The 20,417-nt window shown below is 43.3% G+C and carries 24 protein-coding genes; 11 read left to right on the forward strand and 13 right to left on the reverse strand.

Annotation, left to right across the window (positions count from 1 at the left end; genetic code table 11):
- Window positions 1-2: 2 nt before the first annotated feature.
- The 11 genes from radC to ACOOFG_RS08610 form a co-directional block, all read right to left on the reverse strand.
- The gene (gene radC, locus ACOOFG_RS08560) at window positions 3-695 is read right to left on the reverse strand and encodes a RadC family protein (protein ID WP_420421059.1); all 693 of its coding nucleotides are present in this window, start codon (window positions 693-695) and stop codon (window positions 3-5) included.
- 1 nt (window position 696) lies between these two features.
- Complete coding sequence (hflX, locus tag ACOOFG_RS08565) at window positions 697-2,004, reverse strand: GTPase HflX (protein WP_420421060.1); 1,308 nt, start codon at window positions 2,002-2,004, stop codon at window positions 697-699.
- A complete protein-coding gene (locus tag ACOOFG_RS08570) occupies window positions 1,998-2,777 on the reverse strand; it encodes an MBL fold metallo-hydrolase (protein WP_420421061.1) in 780 nt (259 codons plus the stop codon). Before ACOOFG_RS08570 ends, hflX begins: the two co-directional genes overlap by 7 nt.
- Window positions 2,774-3,790, reverse strand: coding sequence for an NAD(P)/FAD-dependent oxidoreductase (locus tag ACOOFG_RS08575; protein WP_420421062.1), 1,017 nt, complete (start codon window positions 3,788-3,790; stop codon window positions 2,774-2,776). Before ACOOFG_RS08575 ends, ACOOFG_RS08570 begins: the two co-directional genes overlap by 4 nt.
- A complete protein-coding gene (locus ACOOFG_RS08580; protein WP_420421063.1) occupies window positions 3,783-4,598 on the reverse strand; it encodes a hypothetical protein in 816 nt (271 codons plus the stop codon). The genes ACOOFG_RS08575 and ACOOFG_RS08580 overlap by 8 nt, the downstream gene beginning before the upstream one ends.
- Window positions 4,599-4,663: 65 nt before the next feature.
- The gene (locus tag ACOOFG_RS08585) at window positions 4,664-5,023 is read right to left on the reverse strand and encodes a hypothetical protein (RefSeq protein WP_420421064.1); all 360 of its coding nucleotides are present in this window, start codon (window positions 5,021-5,023) and stop codon (window positions 4,664-4,666) included.
- Window positions 5,024-5,120: 97 nt separating this feature from the next.
- On the reverse strand, window positions 5,121-6,245 hold the full coding sequence (locus tag ACOOFG_RS08590; protein ID WP_420421065.1) for a hypothetical protein: 1,125 nt from the start codon (window positions 6,243-6,245) through the stop codon (window positions 5,121-5,123).
- Between the two features lie 91 nt (window positions 6,246-6,336).
- Window positions 6,337-6,711 carry a hypothetical protein gene (locus ACOOFG_RS08595; protein ID WP_420421066.1) on the reverse strand — a complete coding sequence of 125 codons (375 nt, stop codon included), beginning with the start codon at window positions 6,709-6,711 and terminating at the stop codon, window positions 6,337-6,339.
- A 38-nt stretch (window positions 6,712-6,749) separates the two neighbouring features.
- Entirely contained in the window at window positions 6,750-6,902 is a 153-nt protein-coding gene (locus tag ACOOFG_RS08600) for a hypothetical protein (protein ID WP_420421067.1), read from the reverse strand.
- 128 nt (window positions 6,903-7,030) lie between these two features.
- Window positions 7,031-8,185, reverse strand: a complete 1,155-nt coding sequence (locus ACOOFG_RS08605; RefSeq protein WP_420421068.1) for a citrate (Si)-synthase — start codon at window positions 8,183-8,185, stop codon at window positions 7,031-7,033.
- 7 nt (window positions 8,186-8,192) lie between these two features.
- The gene (locus tag ACOOFG_RS08610; protein WP_420421069.1) at window positions 8,193-9,185 is read right to left on the reverse strand and encodes a malate dehydrogenase; all 993 of its coding nucleotides are present in this window, start codon (window positions 9,183-9,185) and stop codon (window positions 8,193-8,195) included.
- Window positions 9,186-9,342: 157 nt separating this feature from the next.
- Between ACOOFG_RS08610 and ACOOFG_RS08615 the strand changes: the two genes are divergently transcribed.
- The 5 genes from ACOOFG_RS08615 (at window position 9,343) to ACOOFG_RS08635 (ending at window position 13,035) form a co-directional block, all read left to right on the forward strand.
- Window positions 9,343-10,545, forward strand: a complete 1,203-nt coding sequence (locus tag ACOOFG_RS08615) for a CPn0927/CPn0928 family alpha/beta hydrolase fold protein (RefSeq protein WP_420421070.1) — start codon at window positions 9,343-9,345, stop codon at window positions 10,543-10,545.
- Window positions 10,542-11,000, forward strand: a complete 459-nt coding sequence (locus ACOOFG_RS08620) for an EVE domain-containing protein (protein WP_420421071.1) — start codon at window positions 10,542-10,544, stop codon at window positions 10,998-11,000. The genes ACOOFG_RS08615 and ACOOFG_RS08620 overlap by 4 nt, the downstream gene beginning before the upstream one ends.
- A gap of 22 nt (window positions 11,001-11,022) precedes the next feature.
- Entirely contained in the window at window positions 11,023-11,880 is an 858-nt protein-coding gene (gene purU / locus ACOOFG_RS08625) for a formyltetrahydrofolate deformylase (protein WP_420421072.1), read from the forward strand.
- A 386-nt stretch (window positions 11,881-12,266) separates the two neighbouring features.
- A complete protein-coding gene (locus ACOOFG_RS08630; protein ID WP_420421073.1) occupies window positions 12,267-12,479 on the forward strand; it encodes a hypothetical protein in 213 nt (70 codons plus the stop codon).
- Window positions 12,480-12,582: 103 nt separating this feature from the next.
- Window positions 12,583-13,035 (forward strand): hypothetical protein, encoded by a 453-nt coding sequence (locus ACOOFG_RS08635; RefSeq protein ID WP_420421074.1) that lies wholly within the window; start codon window positions 12,583-12,585, stop codon window positions 13,033-13,035.
- A gap of 364 nt (window positions 13,036-13,399) precedes the next feature.
- Here the strand turns inward: ACOOFG_RS08635 and ACOOFG_RS08640 are convergent, their stop codons facing one another.
- Window positions 13,400-13,666 (reverse strand): hypothetical protein, encoded by a 267-nt coding sequence (locus tag ACOOFG_RS08640; protein WP_420421075.1) that lies wholly within the window; start codon window positions 13,664-13,666, stop codon window positions 13,400-13,402.
- A 37-nt stretch (window positions 13,667-13,703) separates the two neighbouring features.
- Complete coding sequence (locus ACOOFG_RS08645; RefSeq protein ID WP_420421076.1) at window positions 13,704-14,723, reverse strand: hypothetical protein; 1,020 nt, start codon at window positions 14,721-14,723, stop codon at window positions 13,704-13,706.
- Between the two features lie 268 nt (window positions 14,724-14,991).
- Between ACOOFG_RS08645 and ACOOFG_RS08650 the strand changes: the two genes are divergently transcribed.
- The 6 genes from ACOOFG_RS08650 (at window position 14,992) to ACOOFG_RS08675 (ending at window position 20,410) form a co-directional block, all read left to right on the forward strand.
- Window positions 14,992-15,243, forward strand: a complete 252-nt coding sequence (locus ACOOFG_RS08650) for a BolA family protein (protein WP_420421077.1) — start codon at window positions 14,992-14,994, stop codon at window positions 15,241-15,243.
- Window positions 15,236-15,541, forward strand: a complete 306-nt coding sequence (gene grxD, locus ACOOFG_RS08655) for a Grx4 family monothiol glutaredoxin (protein WP_420421078.1) — start codon at window positions 15,236-15,238, stop codon at window positions 15,539-15,541. The genes ACOOFG_RS08650 and grxD overlap by 8 nt, the downstream gene beginning before the upstream one ends.
- Entirely contained in the window at window positions 15,538-16,653 is a 1,116-nt protein-coding gene (locus ACOOFG_RS08660; protein ID WP_420421079.1) for a mechanosensitive ion channel family protein, read from the forward strand. The genes grxD and ACOOFG_RS08660 overlap by 4 nt, the downstream gene beginning before the upstream one ends.
- Window positions 16,650-17,321: a queuosine precursor transporter gene (locus tag ACOOFG_RS08665; RefSeq protein ID WP_420421080.1), complete on the forward strand. Its 672-nt coding sequence runs from the start codon at window positions 16,650-16,652 to the stop codon at window positions 17,319-17,321. Before ACOOFG_RS08660 ends, ACOOFG_RS08665 begins: the two co-directional genes overlap by 4 nt.
- Window positions 17,305-18,432, forward strand: coding sequence for a tRNA guanosine(34) transglycosylase Tgt (gene tgt, locus ACOOFG_RS08670; RefSeq protein ID WP_420422681.1), 1,128 nt, complete (start codon window positions 17,305-17,307; stop codon window positions 18,430-18,432). The genes ACOOFG_RS08665 and tgt overlap by 17 nt, the downstream gene beginning before the upstream one ends.
- An 85-nt stretch (window positions 18,433-18,517) precedes the next feature.
- On the forward strand, window positions 18,518-20,410 hold the full coding sequence (locus ACOOFG_RS08675) for a hypothetical protein (RefSeq protein WP_420421081.1): 1,893 nt from the start codon (window positions 18,518-18,520) through the stop codon (window positions 20,408-20,410).
- Window positions 20,411-20,417 lie beyond the last annotated feature (7 nt).

Genomic DNA, 20,417 nt, shown 5'->3' on the forward strand with positions numbered 1-20,417 from the left:
GGTTAGTAACCTTTGCGCTTGAGCGCTCCTTTTTCCCATAGAGAGACAAAGGCTCCTTTTCCAATGATCAAATGATCATCGAGTCGGATTCCCATCAGCCGTCCGGAGGTTTCAACAAGCCTTGTAAGCTCAATATCACATTTAGAGGGAGCAGGATTACCACTCGGATGGTTATGCACCAAGATGAAGCTAAAAGCTCGATGCATGAGAACGTGATGAAACACTTCTCGTGGATGAACGAGAACTTCTGAGAGTGTTCCAGAAGCAATGATTTCATGATGAAAGATTTCCCCTTTCACATTGCGAAAGAGAAGCGCCACCTTTTCTTGTTTTTCATCTTCCAGGTAAGACGCGATGAGATCGTAGGCATCTTTGGGACATTTAACGGGAAACTTGGCAATTCCTCCACGCCGCTGAAACCGCTTAGCTAGAGCAAAGATGGCTTTAAGTTGAAGCGCTTTAGCTTGCCCAATTCCTTTGACCTCTGTGAGCTGACTTACAGAGGCTTCAAGAAGGTTTGGAAGACTTCCAAAAGTTGCTATGAGCTCTTCTGCAAGATGCAAAACAGAATGACCTTGTCTACCACTTCCCAAGCAAATTGCCAAAAGTTCGGTAAGAGAAAGGGCATCACCTCCAAGTGAGAGAAGGCGTTCACGTGGCCTTTCCTGAGGGGGAAGCTTTGTCAAAGATGTCATTCTAATCCTCCGCAATGATATAGGGCTCAACTTTGTGCAGCAAATGCTTCGGAATCTCGATTTCTATGAGAATATCGTTTTCTTCATACTCTTGATGAATGAGTCGTCCCTCATCAAAGAGGCGACTGACTAGGGCGTATTCTTTTTGCGGAATGCGGAGGTTTACGATCGTCCTAAGATCTTTGACAGCATCCATCATCGTCCGCATCAAATCCTCAAAACCCAGTTCTTTTAGAGCAGAGATTCCTATAACCCGGGGATATTTCAACTTAAACCGTCCGATGATTCCCTTACTCTCAATGGCATCAATTTTATTGAGCACGGTGATCATCGGTTTATCTTCAGCACCAAGTTCTTTCAAAACTTCATAGGTCGATTCGGCATGTTCTTCCGCAAGAGGATGATTGACATCGACGAGATGGAGCAAAATATCGGTGTACATCGCTTCTTCAAGTGTGCTCTTAAAAGCTGCAACAAGTGTGTGAGGAATTTTCCGGATGAACCCAACTGTATCAATGAGGAGGATTTCTTGGTGGTTGGGCAAAGTGAACTTGCGTGTTGTCGTATCAAGGGTTGCAAAGAGTTTATCTTCGACAAGCACTTCTGCTTGCGTCAGTGCATGAAGGAGCGTTGATTTCCCCACATTCGTGTAACCAATGATCGCAAACGTTGGAATGCCGCTGCGGATCCGTGCATGGCGCTGCACATCTCGTTGATGACGCACCTCTTCGATCTCTTTTTTCAGTCGAGAGATCCTATCACGCACCATCCGACGGTCCAATTCAATTTGACGTTCCCCAGCTCCCTTCAAGAACCCTTTACCACTTGCGACTTGGCGTGATAAGTGGGTCCAAAGGCGTTTGAGACGAGGCAGCTGGTAGTGACTCTTTGCAAGCTCAACCTGAAGTTTCGCTTCACGTGTCTGAGCCCTTTGGGAAAAGATTTCCAAAATGAGTTCGGTCCGATCAATCACAGGTCGTTTGAAGATTTTTTCCAAGTTGCGCTGTTGATTGGGTGAAATCTCATCATCGAAGATGACCACATCCGCTTTCATCTCTTCTGCAGCCTCTTTGAGCTCTTCGATTTTTCCCTTGCCGAGATAGGTGCTAGCTTCAACCTTTCTGAGGGGACAGGGATTTTTCGAAATCACTTCAAAGCCATACGTATTGGCAAGTGATTCGAGTTCATCGATGTGCTCTTTGCACAACATCAGATCAGAAGATTTCGTGTAACACCCAATTAAAAATGCTGTTTTTAAATCACTAATTTCATAGCGAACATCTTCGTATAACCGGTCTTCGTCTACCATAAGCGTAATTTCAATCCGTCGTAAGCCATTTCCATTCCATTCGGAAGTTTTGCATTCATTGCATCATGATCCGTTTCATGAGCAACATGCGTTAAATAAGTTTTCTCGCAGCCAATTTTCTTTGCAAACTCAATCACTTCCGCTATCCCCAAATGAGCCGCCGTTCGTTCCCAAGTCATCCCATCAATCACAAGTGTCTGAACCCCTTCTAACTGCTGAAAAATCGACTCAGGATACTCTAAAATGTCGACTACATAAGCAAAATCTCGAATGCGGATTCCCGTGACTTTCATTCCCTTTTGAAAGTAACTAAAGTAATGAAGCGGAAGTCCTTCAAATGTCATCTCTCCTTCGTTTCCCTGAAGCACTTGAAAATCAAACTTCATCACATGGGAGATATCTTCTTGTGACGGTGGCATGATGTAGTGATACCGAATTTTAATTTCTTCGAGCGTTTCAGGAGAAACCAAGCAAGGAACGGGTTTTTTGTCCCGAAAAAAATAGATCCGCAGTTCATCTAGCCCAGCTATGTGATCATAGTGGCTATGAGTGATGATCACCCCATCTAATCGATCAATCTGGTACTGCAGCGCCTGTTTGCGAAAGTCTGGTCCAATGTCTACAACATAGCGTTTGCCTTCGATCGTCAACAAGAGAGAAGGACGCAGCCGCTTATTCTGTGAAACTGAAGAATTGCAAACAGAGCAGTCGCAACCAATCACTGGAATGCCCATCGAAGCGCCAGTCCCCAAAAAAAGAGCTTCAGCAGTCATAAACGCAGCTCCTCAGGAATGAACAATGGATCATCTGCTTCCATAGCACCTGCAAGAATCTTTCCCATAAGACCGTGATAAAGCAGCCCTCGAGATCCCATTGCCGTGAGTACCCAAACCCTATCTCGCAGCTTCCCAACAATCGGATGGTAAGTTTTGCGATTGGCAACGCGCATGCCTGACAAACACTCCCTCACTTCAAAGGCACCAAAAGAGGGAAGAAATTGCCCGACTTGAGAAAAAATCTTTTCGGTTGCATGACCAAGGCAAGGCTGCTCCGTCACAAACTCATGTTCATAAGTCGAACCCAAATAGCACCGGTCTTCGTCCTCGCTCATGGCTAAGTAGCCTTTCCCCACTAAACTAAATCCTGGATTGAAGTAACTTGGCTTCGTGCAAGCTAAGAGTTGGCCCTTATTGAATTTGACATTCAAGTTTTCACACTCTTTCATCTTCCGAATGCCGCTTCCTGCTGCAATCACTACCTGATCAAAACCAGTTAAAGTAGCCACATCAACTTTTTGCTTTTCCAGCTGCGCACCCTGTTTTTGACACACTTCCCAAAGCCCTTGCAAATAGAGCTTTGGATGTACCGTCTGTCCGCTACGGATGAAAATGCCCGGACAAAAATGAGCCCCTCTCACACGCTCATGACATGTCTCTGCATCCCACCACTCAACATCATCTTGGGTTTTTGCTCGCTGAAGAAACGCCTCTTTCTTTTTTTCGCTAATTGCTAAGTGTAAGATGCCCTCTCTACGAGCAACCTCTCGCCCTAAAGCCAGACCGGCTTTCTCGATTAAAAGCTCGGCCTCTTTCAGCGCCTCATGTCCCTTCCAGCTCAAGCGAGCGCTTGCTCCTGGATACGGGTGCAAAAGCCCCGATGCAATTCCAGAAGTCCCGCCCCCAATTCCCTTGGGATCAAAGAGTGTCACTTGATAGCCGCGCTGCAGCAGATGATAACAAAGGCCTAGGCCCGAAAACCCAGCCCCAACAATTGCAATCTTAGGCATGTTTTTTTTGCATGTGTACGTAGCTTTCTACCGCAAAATTGAAAAAGAAGAGAATACCTGGAGAAAGTAATGCCGTAAAGGGAATCATGATAAAAAACCACTGAAGGGCGATGGCCAAGGTTTCTGTTCGAATAAAAAAGTTAACACCCGTCAAAATTGCAGCAAGACAAAGGACCCCAACAATGATGAGTAAGGGAATCATTCCGATTAAAAATAAAGCCAGGTTAGAAAAAATATTTTCAGTAAACCGACGAAACACTTGCTCAGCTAGCTTGAGTTTCATCCCGGTTTGTAGCGCAATATGGGGCGTCGCAAAAAAGAGGAGAAAGAGATTAAAAAGACTCAATACAAGGGATCCTAGGACCAATAAAAACGGCCCAAATGCCAAGAGTACCCCCAGCGTTTCGCCAAGTGCTGGAATCTCCTTCAGTAAGTAAAAAACTCCCATAAGGACCCACAACAGCAAATAAGAAAGCATGAGCGGCAACGTCAAATAAGACACTCCCACGAGAAGCTCCCACGATTGGCTGAGAATCTTTTTATAACTGAGCGGAATCATCTTCACTTCGTGGTGGTAAACGCGCGCCAACACAACTCCCGCGGCAAGTAAAAGCCCTGAGGACAAAAAGATCGGTAAGAAGGTCAAACTTAGAACGACCCATTGCCCCGCATGAATCGCAACAGCGCGACAAAAAACGGTCATTAAACCGCAAACAAGTAGCACGGGAAACATGAAAAGAAGCTTCCGTTTTGAAAACGAAAACTTCAAAGCGCGATTAAAGATGTGTTCAATTTCAGACCAAGTCATAGGCAGCACTCAAATACTTTTTCACCAAGTATATGCTAGCACTGCGCTTTTCCCAAGAGAATTTTTTAGCAGTCTCTATCTGATGCTTGATAAAGCTTATCTGGATCTAAGGGAGGAAAGTGATGAGCCTCTGGAGGATCTTCCAATGGAACAAAACCTCTTTTCAGGTGCTTAAGAATCACAACACAACGATCATACTCTTCAAGACTTCGCCTTTCCATACTCATTGCATTTACGATGAGTTTCGAGAGTTTTTCTTTGTATTTACTAGATAGTGTCGCCACGAGATGGGCAATAAAGAAGCGGCTCATGGAAGAAAAGTTCAAGGCGACTGATGCAGGAAGCCCAAATCGGGCTTTCGAAGGAAGGCAACGACGAAATTTTCTCCAGGAGTCGTTTAAGGATTGACCAACTTGTGACGACACTATCTAACCACCTCTTCATGTGTTGGCTCAGGCTTTTCACCATACCAAGAATACGTTTGCGTCAGTAACCGAGTTTTTTCGTTTGCAACAGGCACGCTCATCGTCTTTCAAACACCCTTACTCGTTCTTTCGTACGTCTTGCCGGACCTGTTAGCACAAAGTGGCTTTCTCTTTCTGCATACCCAACTCCTTCACGCGTTGGAAAGGGAGTCGAGTCATCATACATCTCCACCCGATCAAACAAACTCTTAAGATAATGTCGAAAACGTTCAGCCCCCTCTTTTGCTGCTTCTCTGCCAGCATTAAATCGGTTTGGATAGTGCTTATTCAAGACATGGTGGTAAAAGGCTAAATCAAGCTCTTTTTCACCGCCAAAACTCATGAGATCCTCCTTCTCAGAAGCATCCATTTTACTTAAGAAATCATCTTTTACCTTCGCAAACTCTGCTTCCCCAACCTTGTCTTTCCATTCTTGAAAAAGGCGGTCATTATTCTTAATTTCCTTAGATGAAAAACTCATGGGATAGCAGATAGAGCCCTGAGCACAATCAACCTGAACTTCTTCAATCATAGGTAAAAGCCCCATGCATCCTTTTGTCGTTTCCGTAATGAGCTCAGAGGTTGGTAGGGGGTTTAGCAAGGAAGCAGCCCGTTGCCAAGCACCATCAATGAACTTGAGTGTCGAGATGTCAACAACAACACGATCAAACATCCCTTCTAATTTTTGAATCGTGTCTGACTCAGAAAAATCCATGTTGAGATCAACACGGTTTTCAAGGACTGCAGGATCTCCCATATTGCCTGCCACCCATAACCAACCGTCTTCCATAGGAACTGGCTGATGTTTACACCTACCAATCACTAAACCAATCTTCTTTCCTTCACTGGAGGCTTCCAGAATCGTGTCGATTCCAAGCTGATTCAGCCGATCGATTTCTTCTTGTGAAAGCTTTGGCTCTTCAACTGGAGTTTCTCCTATTGAAAATGTTTTTTGATAAGCGCGACCTACATGGTACAGACCTGTATTGAAAAGGAGCAGCGACGCAATCTCCCACCCAAATAAGGCATATGAAAAGACGACCAGCGCCAATCCTGCCACCTTTTTGACCATTCCTTTCCAAGAATCGTCTTGAATTTTTCCCGTTTCTGGATCTGTTGGTGCCAACAAATGATCCCAATGCACCGCGATTTGCGCGGTCTCTAACACCTTTGAAAGCTGCATTCAAACCCCTCTAGCAGTTTAACCGGAGGAGAAGATAACTCATTGAATCTTAAAAAAAAAGAAAAAAGCCGGCACTTCGGCCGGCTCTATTTTAGAGATGTTGGATCGAGAGCTGAAGCGCTCTCAAGATTTCGCTGACAAGCTCTGCTTCACAGCTTTTGGGAACATCTTTCAATTTCCCAAGTTGCAATGAAAATGCTGTCAAAAGCTGATGCTGGATGGGAGAAAAACGGTGCCGATACTCGCTTTCTCCGTACTGAGCAAGCATCGTAAGTGCTCCCGAATCCCTGACTTTTGCCCAAATATTAATCGCTTCAAAGTACTTTTCCTCTTCAAGCAGCTTATGCACTTGCCTTAGAGATTTAAGTATTTGACTGATAGTATTTTGTATTCTTTCTCTCACTTCCTTTCGTGGAAGTCTAAATTCACCCTGCTTTGTGCAGGCACAAGTTTCCTTCTCTCTCATCTGAACCTCTCTTTTTTAAATTATTGATTTATAACAACTTAAAAAGAGTTTTCATCGTAGATATTGTACTTTCCTTTAATGGGTGATAAAAGTCTTGGTCTCGTCAAGCTAGCTAAGCGACGAAAATGGTAAATAGATAACCGACTTGGAAGATCTTTAAGATCTTGGATATAAGATGGTTGTTTGGACATGCGATACCTTTTTTATCATATTATCAAATTACATTATATCGCTATGGTAGACATTATATATTATTAAAATAGCATTACTATAATCTTAATTATATCCAAATATTAATATTTGTTAAACAATTTTTTAACTACTGAGGCTTAAAGAGATAGCGAGGTCTGACGATAGGGGTTCCTTTGCCTCCCCGCGCTTCACATCGTTCGTAGACAACCTGAATTGAAATCCCTAAGCACCGAGCCAGTCCAAAGAGCACGGTAAAGTACTCAGGGTAACCAAGCCCAGCTGCTGTGAGGACAGTCCCAGAGACCGCGTCCACGTTAGGATAAGGGTTAGAGATCTTCGGGTTTTCTTTTAGAACTTTTGGCCCTTCTGAGCGAAGTAAAAAGGCGATTTTCACAAGGGGATGATCTTTGAACTTATCCTCGGCGATATCGTAGAGAATGGTTGCACGGGCATCCTCAGCACGAAGAACCGCATGGCCAAACCCGTAAACAAGCTCATTGTTTTTTAAGCGGTTGCGGATGAGGTTTTCGACTTGGTCTGCAGAGGCGGCCTCACCGACTTCATCGAGAACAGATTGAACGAATTGTAAGCAATCTTGATTGGCTTTTCCATGGCGGGGGCCAGCAAGTCCACACATTGCCGATGCGATGGAACCATACATGTCTTCTAAACCCGAAGCAACGGCTTTCCCCACAAACGCCGACAGGTTTCCTCCTCCATGGTCGTAATGGAGAATATTAAAAAGCCTCAGTACTTCAGAAAGCTCTTCTTTTTTGGCATTTGGCACTTGCAACATGTGAGCAAAGTTTTCCATATAACCCATTTCTGCATTGGGAGCAGGAGTTGCACCCCAGCCAGAATGGTGGTTAATGACTGTTGCTGTCAGATGAGGAAGTTTTGCAATGAGGTTGAGGCAATCTTCTTTATAATCTTTTTGCCCTTCAAGCATTCCTAAAATGAGCAATGCAGAGCAAAACAATTTCATGGGATGTCCTTGACGTGGCAAACACTCGATATGTTTTACAACGGCTTGTGAGCAATGTGAACGCTTCTTGAGCTCTTGCGAAAAATGAGTGATATCTTGAGCTGAGCCCTCCTTTCCGTGGTAGAGAAGATAAATGACCCGCTCAGGCTCCCACTTATAAAGCTCTGAAATGGGGCGTCCTCGATAAAAAAGTCCTTTGATGGGATCCACATAAGACGTGGTGCAATATCCAACAGGATAACCACGCATCCCCGTTTCAAGCTGCTGTTTTGTCACTTCAAAAAGGACTTCTTCCATCACTGCCTCATTTCAATAAATGTGCGATTGCATCGCGTTCTTCTAAGAGCTCTTTTTCCGTTGCTGCAATTCTCTCTTTCAAGAATGCGTCCCATTCAAGCCCCTCAAAAATCTTTACCTGGTTTTCCCCTACTGTCTGACATGGAAAGGAAAAAATCAAGTCATCTTTAATGCCATAAGGGTTTCCGTTAGACAAGGTGCACATGGAATACCATGAGCCACTTTTTGTTGGGTTAGTGATCGACCGTACTCCGTCGAGGATGGCATTTGCCGCTGATGCCGCTGAAGACTTACCTCGTGCACCAATGACAGCTGCACCGCGTTTTTGCACGCAAGTCACAAAGTCGCCTTCTAGCCACTCTCTGTCTGAAATCATGTCTGTAGCCTTTTTTCCCTGAATCGTCGCATTGACAAAATCGGGAACTTGGGTTGCTGAGTGATTTCCCCAGATTGTCACCTTATCGACTTCAGTAATATCTACTCCCGCCTTGTGCGCGAGTTGAAACTGCGCCCGGTTTTGGTCGAGGCGTGTCATCGCAAAGAAATGATGGTGTGGAATATCAGGCGCATTGTGCATCGCAATCAAACAGTTCGTGTTGCACGGGTTGCCTACAACAAAGACGAGAACATCTTTGGCAGCTGCATTATTTAGCGCTTGGCCTTGACCCACAAAAATCTTTCCGTTGTCTTGAAGGAGATCTTTGCGCTCCATTCCTGGACCTCGGGGCTTTGCCCCAATCAAGATTGCGACATTGACATCGCCAAAAACTTCAACAGGATCGGTTCCGATTTTAATTTCTTTGAGCAGTGGATAGGCACAGTCTTCGAGCTCCATCACCACCCCTTTTAATGCTTCTAAACCTTGAGGCACTTCTAAAATATGAAGAGCTATGGGTTGGTCAGGACCAAAGAGTTCTCCGCTTGCGATGCGAAACAGGACACTATACGCGATTTGTCCTCCCCCACCAGTGACAGCGACGCGTTTTAAAGTTTTTGCCATACAACATTCTCCTTCAGAGCTAATAAATTCTATTTAAAGGTTTACATTCTTATTCCTCAAGAGAAAAAAGCAGGGTAATTTGGTTCAATTCAGCTATTTCTTCATTGTTAATTTCTAACAATTTCTGTATAGTTTTTTGCAAAAAACCAAGGCTGTTATGGAATTATACGACATTTTACATGGTTCAAATGCTTTTTATAAACAGACAAACTACGTAGAAAAAGCGAAAGAAGAGCTCCGAACCAATCAAGCTCCTGCACCCATGCATGTGATTGAGACAGGTAACAAAGTTTGGCGCATTGCGCAGCAAGTTTTCTTCGCAGTAGGATGCCTCTGCTTCTGCTATATGGCTTTACACAAACTTGGCAGCTTTTTTCAGTTTTTCCGAGATTATGGCCTTCCTTATGTTCCCCTAGCCGCACAGCTAGTACTTTTTCCTTTTACCTTTCCCCACTTGATTCACGGTTTAGTTGGACTTGCAACCGTTCCTGGGTCCATTCTCAGCCTATTTGTCTCTTCATCTTGGAGAAAAGAAATCGATGTTGAGAGATTAAACGACCAGGGCTTCAAGATCAAACGTTTCTCAATTCAAGTTGATGGCTACACAATTGATGCCGTGATGATGGGGCGCAACTTGGAAAGCGATTGCTGGATGCTCGTGTCAGGAGGAAACGGGGAGTTTTACGAAGTTTTAGGTCATCCTGAAATGGGAGAGTACATCCAGGATCAACTCACCACTTTTTTAGATGCGCTTGAGACAAATGCCATTTACTTTAACTACGCAGGGGTGGGGGCTAGCTCTGGGCTGCCCAATCGAGACATCATGGTCAAAGCCTATGAAGCCTTTTTGAAAATCTTAGAAGAGGACATCAAAGCAAAGACCATCTTAGGCTATGCACACTCCATAGGTGGTGGCGTGCAAGCTGAAGCTCTCAAAAACCATGAATTTAAAGAAGGTGTCCGCTACCTCTTTATGAAGAGCCGAACCTTCACTGACTTTGCAGATACGGCTGCAGAGGTGCTCTTTAAACCCATCGATACACTCATCCGCTTTGTTAGGTGGAACTTTGAAACGCTCAAGTCGTCAGTAGAGCTGAAATGCCCTGAGTTGATTTTTCAAACCACCAATGCGCATTTCTACCAAGACATCTCTAAATATATTGGCAGTATTATCGCTGATCCTATCATCTCTCCGTCCGTTGCACTAGCTCGGGGACTTCTCTCTAAGTCCACGAACTGGAAACATAAATACTTCATGGGAATCCGTGAAAACCATAACCAGGGAATTCCGAGAGCTACCGAAAGAATTGCAAAGAAGGTTGAAGAAATGCTCAATGCATATTATGGTAAAAAGGCATGAAATACTGGCTGATGAAATCCGAACCTTCAACCTACTCGATTGACGACCTCAAACGAGAAAAAAAAGCGTGCTGGGATGGCGTTCGCAATTACCAAGCGCGCAACTTCATGCGAGATGAGATGCAAGTGGGAGATCTGGTGTTGTTTTACCATTCCAATGCCACTCCTCCAGGAATCGTTGGAGTTGCCAAAGTCTGCAAAACGGCTTACCCAGACCACACGGCTTGGGATAAACGGAGCAAATACTATGATGCTCGCTCAAGCAAAGAAAAGCCTGTTTGGATGATGGTTGATGTTGCGTTTGTGAAAAAATTCCCAGAAATCCTCCCTTTAGGGGATCTAAAGGAGTACACCAAACTCAAAAATATGCTTCTTCTCAAAAAGGGAACCCGCCTCTCCATCCAGCCTGTCACAAAAAGTGAGGTCGATTTCATCTGCGGACTCGCTCAGAAATAACCATTGTGCTATCTTGTTTCTCATGTTTGAAAATGAATTTATTTTAACCCTTTCTTGCCAAGATCAGATTGGAATCGTGGCTGCCGTCACAGGAATGCTTGCAGCAAATGGGCTCAACATTCTTGAACTTTCTCAGTTTAGTGATCCCTCGACTCAGCAGTTTTTTATGCGCATTGATTTCCGCGTCGAAAATGGATCATCTAGCGAAGAAAACATTTGCGCGGCTTTTCAGCCTGTTGCCGAAAAATTTGGCATGAGCTTTGAATTGCACGACAAAAACTACCGCCCAAAAGTTCTCATCATGGTCTCAAAGCAAAGCCATTGCCTCAACGACCTTTTGCACCGGCATGATAATGGTACCCTCCCAATTGAAATTCCGGCTGTTGTCTCCAATCATGAAGATCTAAAAGAAATGGCTTCCTGGTACAACATCCCCTTTCATCATCTCCCGATCACCAAAGACAATAAGGCCGAGCAAGAAAAAAAACTCTTACAAATGGTGCAGGACCTCGAAATCGATCTTGTTGTCCTCGCTCGCTACATGCAAATCATTTCTGAAGACTTGTGCAAAAAGCTTCACGGAAAAATCATCAATATCCACCACTCTTTCCTCCCAAGCTTCAAAGGGGCCAAGCCCTACCATCAAGCTTATGAGCGTGGGGTGAAGGTCATTGGAGCTACAGCCCACTATGTCACCGCTGATTTAGATGAAGGGCCGATCATCGATCAAGAAACGATCCGGGTCCGCCACGACCATACCCCCAAGCAGCTCGTTCAGCTTGGGTGCGACGTTGAATGCCTCGTCTTAGCTCGCGCACTCAAATATCAAGTGGAGCAGCGGGTCATTCTCAACAACAGTAAAACTGTTGTTTTTAGTTAGATAGCCTTATCTAAAATCTTCCTTGAAAACCCTATTTAAAGTTCTCCTTTACTCGCTTTTCCTAAACAAAAACTCTTAAAAAAGAACAAAAATACGCCTCTCTACTTCCAGATATTAGGAAAAAAGTCACGGCATTTCATTGTTTTCCTAAAATCATCGATCAATTCGTCGGAACAAATTTTTGCTTTTCTGAAACGGTCACACATCTTAATTCAAATAAACCTGTCAAACTATACTCCATTCCAGGCGAAGTTGAAATAGATGGCAAAGTACATAGAGGGTTCTTTCAATATACTTTTGAGGTCAAGGAAATCAACGGGGAAAAGGAAACGCTTGGGAAGTGCTTCCACAGCTGTTTTAGCACTGAAGGAAGCCACCGTCATTTTATGGAAGCTTTATTAACCGAAAATGCTTGGGTCCCCGCAGACTTTCCCTCATTGGAAGAAGTAGATAAAATGAAGCAGTCAAAGCTAGAAAAGGTTGAGCTTGAAGAGGATATTTTTTACTTTGACCCTGTTTTTGGCTCTCTTGAAATCAGACGGGATAATGTGAACTACCGCTTATTTAGATTGGAACCCCTAATACAAGACGAATCTTAAGGAAAAATATTACTCTCTGAACCGTTTTCTTAAGAAAATAATTGCAAGTAAAATGAATTTGCTATAAATTTTTTAGTTTAAAATTAAAAGGAGGTTTTTAGGAATGTCTATTCTAAATTCTAGCCATTATCCCTTTGGTTATTCATTAATTATAAACAATACAGTTTCAATGGTCACACATTCTATGGGATTGTTTTACAGGCCCGAAGCTGGAAGGAATAGCATAAGAATCGCGGTCACGATTGCGAATATATCTGGTAGACTTTTTGATGTCATGGGATTCTCCAGCTCGTTTGTGATTAATCGCTTCCATAAGCTCACTGAGAAAGAAAATATTTGTTTGGGTATTAGTATAGCTCTTTTAAGTGCTTATCTGACTCCTTACGTTGCGACTTATTTGTTAAGAACACATCCGATTTTCAAAGACGTCGTCGTTAACTACTCTGAAGCCTTATTTTATTCTTTCTTACCAAACCTGATGTATGAAGGACTAGAGTATTGTGACTCAGGAAAATTTCCAACTCTTGAAACCTTTAAAAAAGCAGAAACCTGTTAGTATTGATAAGCCTCAGATAGTGTAGTTAAAAGTTACTCAATCCCTAATCGACTCGTGGAGAAAATTTCTTCGCCGACTTCCTTCGAAAGCCCGATTTGGGCTTCCTGCTATCTCATCGCCTTGAACTTTTATTCCAGGAGCCACTTCTTGATAGACCATCTCATGACAACACTATTTAGTCGACCCTGAAAAAGTCTCTTCGACAAAAAAATGCTCTTTTTTCGTGTAGAAGGGTCGATGTCCAATCGAAAAAATTGCAAGGAAATGACGATAGGGATTTGAAATACTTGCAGATTCAATTTTTTTCTTCCCAAGGAGAGCAATTTTTTCTCCTTGGAAATCTTACTTTTTCAGGGCCGACTATTTAGGAAAATTGAAACAAATGAAAAGGAGTTGTAAGACTTTCAAGATTGATATTTCGATCTTCGATTTGAACTTCCTCTTTTTCACCTTCTTTTTGCAAAGCTAAAATCACACTGCTTAACCACTCTGTTTTCTTAATTTTGCGCCATCCTTCTTTGGAACGATGACCAAACAAATATGAGATAAGCTGCTCTTTGTCATCATCGGTCGGCTTTTCAGTCGGATGAAGTTCAATTGCCTGTCTAAACTTGGGCCAGCCCAAAATCACTTTTCCCAACCACTCGGTGGTCGCACCACTCCCTCTTTTATATGTAGTGCAATGGGAAAAAAAGGTATTGTATCAGAATCTCTTGGGCTCGATCGGAAGAGCTTTCATTTTGACCTTGCTCCATGACTTTCTTAAACACAAGACTGATATCCTCTAATAAGACTGGAATTAACAGCGGATCTAGATGCTCCAATATCGGAGCTGATCGACCCTTCATCGCATCAACCGGATCCTCACGCCCTGTGACGTTTGTCCAGGTCATATAATTAGATAAAGCAACAAACTTTCCCTGAACTTCTACGCGATAGGTGACATAAATGTAAGAAGTCTGAGAAGTCATTTCCGCCTGAGGAAATTTCTCTTGAAGCTTATTCACAAGTGAGTTGACCTTCAGGATTTTATAATACTCCGGATGTAACTTCTTTAATTTTGCTAAGCGCTCCATATTTCCGGGAGTTAAAAAGACTTGATTAAGCTCTTGAAAAAAGTGACCTAAGTCAGACTTAGAATGGACTTGTTTCAAGCCAACTGCTTTGCCGATTTCGTTCCATTTACGAATACCCGTATCATCTTGTGGAATGGTCCATTTGCTCAAGTTCTCGCGATTAAATATTTCCACATTGATGCGGCTTTTCCTCCCAAGAACTTCGGGGAAATCAAAAGTCTTTTTTGTTTCGGCAAATCCTTGTGCAGTATAATCCATCGTTTTTAGAAGAGATTGGAAATATTCAATCATCTTATTTCCATACGCTTCGTATTGTGGTCCAGCAAGTGGAGTCATGAGCTTGGAAACCTGTTGTTTTTCAGCGTTATATCTAGGAGCTCCAAAATCTTCGAAATGAGGTGTTTTCGAACTCTTAGCAAAAAAAGCTCTTTCTGAAGCGAGATGATCTAAAAGATGAAAAAAGCATTGACCATAGTCGCGAGCTCCATCTGCAGTTTTCTTGCATTCCTCGCAGTCATTTAGTAAATCGACTCCCCCTCTGACAGCCGTTTTAGTAAACTTTGGAAACTGTTCAGTGTTTCCATATAGCTCTGGTGTTAAAGATACAGACATAAAATGACCTCCTCAAACTTTTTTTATAACTCTACTGATCTAGATTCTTAGATTTATTCGCAGAGATTTTCCCTTTAGGGAGGAAATTCTATATGAAATTCAACTAAACTGACAGAGTTTTATAACGCCCTTAAAGCGTAAAGTGCAACAGATTCGGGAAAAATTAAAACAGACAGGAATCTAAGAAAAAATTCTTTGAATTTGGGATAGATCCTTCTCATTTACTCGGTTTTTGTGTACAATCCGGCAAAAAATACGAGTCGTGTCAATGAAACCTTTTGAAATTGAATCTGTCATCCAAGAAGCTCTCGAAGTCACACACGTCGAGGTGCGCAATCCTCAGCAAGATGGACTTCACTTTGAAGCGCTTGTCGTTTCACCTATCTTCGAAGGCAAGTCGCTCATCGAGCAGCATCAACTTGTGATGAATTCTCTCAAAAGCCACTTTGAATCGGCATTGCACGCTTTAAGTTTAAAAACCCTGACTCCACAAGAGTGGAATGAGAAAAAGCATGGATAGCACTTTAGAAAAAATCAAAAAAGATATCGAGTCTCACCGCGTGATTCTCTTTATGAAGGGGACAAAAATGATGCCTGTCTGCGGATTTTCTGCACGAGTTGTTGGTATCTTAAACGAACTTGAAATTCCTTACGAAACGCGCAACGTCTTAGATGACGACAGTATGCGGCAAGGAATCAAAGACTTTTCCAACTGGCCTACCATCCCTCAACTTTATATTGATGGAAAGTTCATTGGTGGCTGTGATATTGTGACAGAAATGCACACAAAAGGAGATTTGCAGAAACTCGTATCATGACAATTGACGAACCTGGACACGAAATCTCAAACCTACTTTTTCATCGAGGATGGATCACACCTGTTTCGCTCATTATCATTCTCGCTCTCGTCTTACACTTTTCGATTAGCCGTCTTTACAAAAGGCTGATGCCAAAGCTGGAGAAGACCCATTTAGCCTGGGATGCGTCTCTTCTCAAAGCAGTCGCTCTTCCCTTTAAATTTCTGATCTGGACTCTGGCAATTACCTTTGGGGCTGAAATCCTCGGCTACCATTTTGAAAATGATACGTTTGTTCCTTTCTTTCGTGGAGTTCGATCTTTTGCCGTCATTTTCCTCTTCTTATGGATGACCCTCAGATTCATCAAGAACATGGAAATCCACTATGTCCGTGGGCACCGCGAGCAAAAAAAGCAATACGACAAAACAACTGTTCGAGCCGTTTGCCAAATTTCCCGCATTGGTGTGATACTCATTGCCCTGCTCGTCTACTTGCAAACCCGTAATATTAATATTTCTGCCGTCCTTGCCTTTGGTGGTGCCGGAGGTATCGTGGTCGGTTTAGCAGCAAAAGACTTGCTCGCCAACTTTTTTGGTGGCCTGATGATTTACCTCGATCGACCTTTTAATGTCGGAGATTGGGTACGCTCACCAGATCGGGAGATTGAAGGCTATGTTGAAACGATTGGATGGCGCTTGACCCGTATTCGCACGTTTAGTAAGCGCCCGCTTTATGTTCCAAACGGGATTTTTTCAAACATCTCTGTCGAAAACCCCTCGCGTATGTCTAACAGACAAATTAAAACGAGGATTGGCGTCCGCTATGATGATGCCTCTAAAGTTGGGGATATCGTGGCTGAAGTTGAGGAGATGCTGAGAAATAATCCTGAAATCGATACGAGCATGTATCTGATGGTCCGTTTTGATGAGTTTGGTCCCTCATCTCTCAACTTCCTCGTTTATTGCTTCACCAAGACAGTCAAGTGGGCTGAATACTTACTTGTCCAACAAAAGGTCTATATCAAGATCATAGAAATCATCGAAAAGCACGGAGCTGAGTGCGCATTCCCTACTACCACCTTGCATATCCCTGAAGGCGTTCATATCCACCCACAAGAACCGTCTAAGCCGTGAACGAACTGCTCTTTTTTTCTCACATCCTCGTGCTGATAACCGCTGTTTTAGTCGCCCTCCGTTTGGGGAAGTCGGCGCTCATTGCCTTGCTTGGATTGCAAGTTGTGATCGGTAACCTCTTTGTCACCAAGCAGATGGTTTGTTTTGGATTTCACATCACTTGCACCGATGTCTTCACAATTGGCGCTTTATTTACCCTTAACCTCCTTCAGGAATACTACGGAAAACACGTTGCCAAAAAGGCCATTTGGATCGCTTTTTTTCTCCTCTTTTCTTTCATTGTCTTATCTCAATTGCATTTGCTCTACGCCCCTAGCCCCTATGACACCATGCAAGATGTGTTTCAACAGCTTCTCGCCTCAACCCCGCGCATCATGATCGCTTCATTTGCCGTTGGCCTATTTTGCCAACGACTTGACGTCTGGATTTATGGGCTGTTGAAAAATAAGTTTCCAAGTCAAAAGCTCTTCCTCCGCTTCGGCGGTGCATCGCTCGTGTCTCAATTGATCGACACAGTGTTATTTAGCTTTCTCGCCTTATATGGGCTCGTTCATTCGATGACTCACATCATACTTGTGAGCTATCTCGTCAAAGTCTCACTCATCTTTTGTATGGCTCCATTCACCACATTTTCCAAGAGGTTTGTTCGTGATCCCGTTCACATTTGAAGTCCTACATCAGTCGACAAAATCCCGCGCTAGGGTGGGACGCATCCACACTCCTCATGGAATCATCGATACTCCGAACTTTGTGGCAGTTGGCACCAACGGAACGTTAAAAGCTCTCGACAATGAGATGGTCAAAACAATTGGCCTCCAACTCATGTTTTGCAACACATACCATTTGCTTCTTCAACCTGGAACATCTGTCATTCGCGAAGCTGGAGGGATTCATAAGTTCATCAATCGCAATCTCCCGATCATTACCGATTCAGGAGGATTTCAGGTGTTTAGCTTGGCCTATGGTGGCGTCGCTGACGAACTCAAAAGTAAAGGCACTAAAAAGACTGAAGGCTCTGTCCTAAAAATCACAGGTGATGGCGTTCTCTTTCGGTCCTATCGAGATGGGCAAAAAGTTTTGCTCACTCCTGAAACGTCGGTTCAAGCGCAAAAAGCCTTAGGAGCAGACATCATCATCCCTTTTGATGAGCTTCCCCCTTATCACATTTGCCCAAAAGCCCTACACCGCTCACTTGATCGCACACATGAGTGGGAGAAAAGGTCTTTAGAAGAACATCTAAAAAACCCCCAAGGACAAGCAATGTATGCTGTAGTCCACGGTGGAGTCGACCATAACTTGCGTGAAAAAAGCTGCAACTTCCTTGCAAAACTCCCTTTTGATGGCTTTGCGATTGGAGGAAGCATGGGGAAAACTAAAGATGAAATGGTCAACATGCTCAGTTCAACATTGCCCAAATTACCTGAAACTGCGCCAAACCATCTGCTCGGAATTGCCGACCTCGAATCACTTGAAGCCTGCGTTCCGCTTGGAATCGATACATTTGATAGCTCTTACCCAACCAAGGCTGCAAGGCATGGAACCCTTCTCACTCACGAAGGTCCCCTCAAAATCACCCGCGGCGCTTTCAAAAATAAATTTACACCTCCTGTCAAAGGGTGTAGCTGTTACACATGTGAGCACTACACCTTGGCCTATTTGCACCACCTTTTCAAAGCCAAAGAAATTTCGGGTCTCACGCTTGCTTCTGTCCATAACCTCCATTTTATGGTAGAACTCATGTCTCAATATAAAAATAAAATTTTAAATAACTTAATTTAGTTAATTAAAATATTCTATAGTAAGAATTTAATTATTAACTGTGTTATAATCTCTTTTAATAATGTATTAATTGGGATTGTTTATAATGAGCACGGTTGGGGAAAGCACACCTCTCATTCATAGAGAGTACGTGACTGATAAACTCTATCAGGAAGATCCCTCCAATGCGGATCAAGGACGGGCGATCTATCACGACCACATTGGGAAAGACCATCGTGGAGAGGACACCCCTGGCCTGATTGTCAAGGTGGACTACGACACCCATGTCCTACAGCCCTATAAACGTAAACCCAATTTTCAAGGAAAAAAAGTCACTTTTGAAAACCGTGATGCCCTTCTTGACCATGAAGTCGCAAGACGGATGAGCGAAGTAAAAGACTTACCCGATAGCGAGCGATATGTAGGATACAAGCTCACGCTTTTTCAAAAAATCAAGCGTCTATTTGGCGTCAATATCGACGGCGAACTTCAAGATGATTGGAAGAACGCTCTCAAACCAAATTACAGTGCTAAGAACGTCTACAACTCGAAAGTTACCATTGCACCTTCTGAAGAAGTTCGCAAAGAACTTGGCCTTGAAAGCCATGAAGTCCATAAACTAGGATCAGAGATGATTTGGGCTTTTAACAGCTCTCTCAATGGCTATGAATTCATCGATGAGGATGGACAAAAAGTTGAAATTCGAAACGGGATTACATCGAGTAATGATCGCACAACTCGTAATATATGCATGATGCGCCTACATCGCGATAGCGAAACTCAGCAAAGCATCGCTTATACAGGACGCCCTGATACAAAAGAAAAAGCCATCGAACAAATTGAATTTATTGTCCGCAATGAACTGAAACGGTCTCATCCAAAAGGACTCGTTAAGGATGGTGATGGGTACACTCTGACGTATGCTGTCAATAATCTCATGACCCCAATGACAGGGATTGGTCTTGTTTCATTCGATGAAAAAGAAGCAACTCTTCAAGAACAAGAAGTTTTAAGCTCTTTAGCAGGAGTTGAGCATGATGCATTCGATGAAAAAGAAGCGACTCTTCGAGAACAAGAAATTTTACGTTCATTAGAAGACAAAACGATCGTGGTTGATGGGCATAAAATTCGCGTTAAACCTCTTTATTTTTCTCAGCCCTTTAACCAAACGAATAGCTTGGCTGCGATTGTGACTGACAGTCATAATGGAAAGGGGCTCGCCCGCTCAATCAATGAGACAGGTTATGAAACCTTAGTTCCGATGGCTCAAAAACATCTAACAGGGATGGAAAAAGGTCGCCAAAAGGATCTTTTAGAAGGCGCCATTAAGGCTTTAAAAGGTGACTTTGGAGAGCTGCGCCCTCAAGAAGAGCTTTTTAATCGTGCTCTTCTCTGTCACGCACTGAATCTTCCTCTTGTCATACACTGCAAAAGCAGCACTGACCGAACAACTCCTGCAATAGCAATTGCAGATTGGGCTCATCGCTGTTTAAAGTTGGATAAGATAAACTTCGAGATGTTCAAAAACCCTAAAGGCGAGGTCGTGCCTCACCTTAGCTTAAAGCATGAAGCCCCTCAAAACTCAGTGATTCTTGGAAACTGCTTATCAGGCCATCAAAACACACGCAATGCAAGAACATGTGAGGGATTGGTCAAGGGGCATGAAATTGGTACCAAAATTCTCGGTTTCGAATGGAGTTCAAATCCCATTGTAGGTGAAATCCTACCTAAGCGTTATACAAAAGTGAACGACGTTTCTCCTCTAGCAAAATTGGGCGTCGGGTTCCTTTCGACGTTAGGGTTCCTTGTCAATTTAGCTCTTGCAATCCCCATTTGGCTTGTTGGAACTGTCGTTCATCGAGATCCTTTCTTTAATCCGATTTACATTAAGCCAGGTATCTCACCTTTTGCGGATAGATTGATCGATAAAAAATCTCCTTACGTCCGCAAAGGAGAAGGCCGCAGCCTTCTCAAGCCTAAAGACATGATTGCCTTATAAGATTTGA

This window comes from Simkania sp., assembly GCF_965215465.1.
GTDB lineage: Bacteria > Chlamydiota > Chlamydiia > Chlamydiales > Simkaniaceae > Simkania.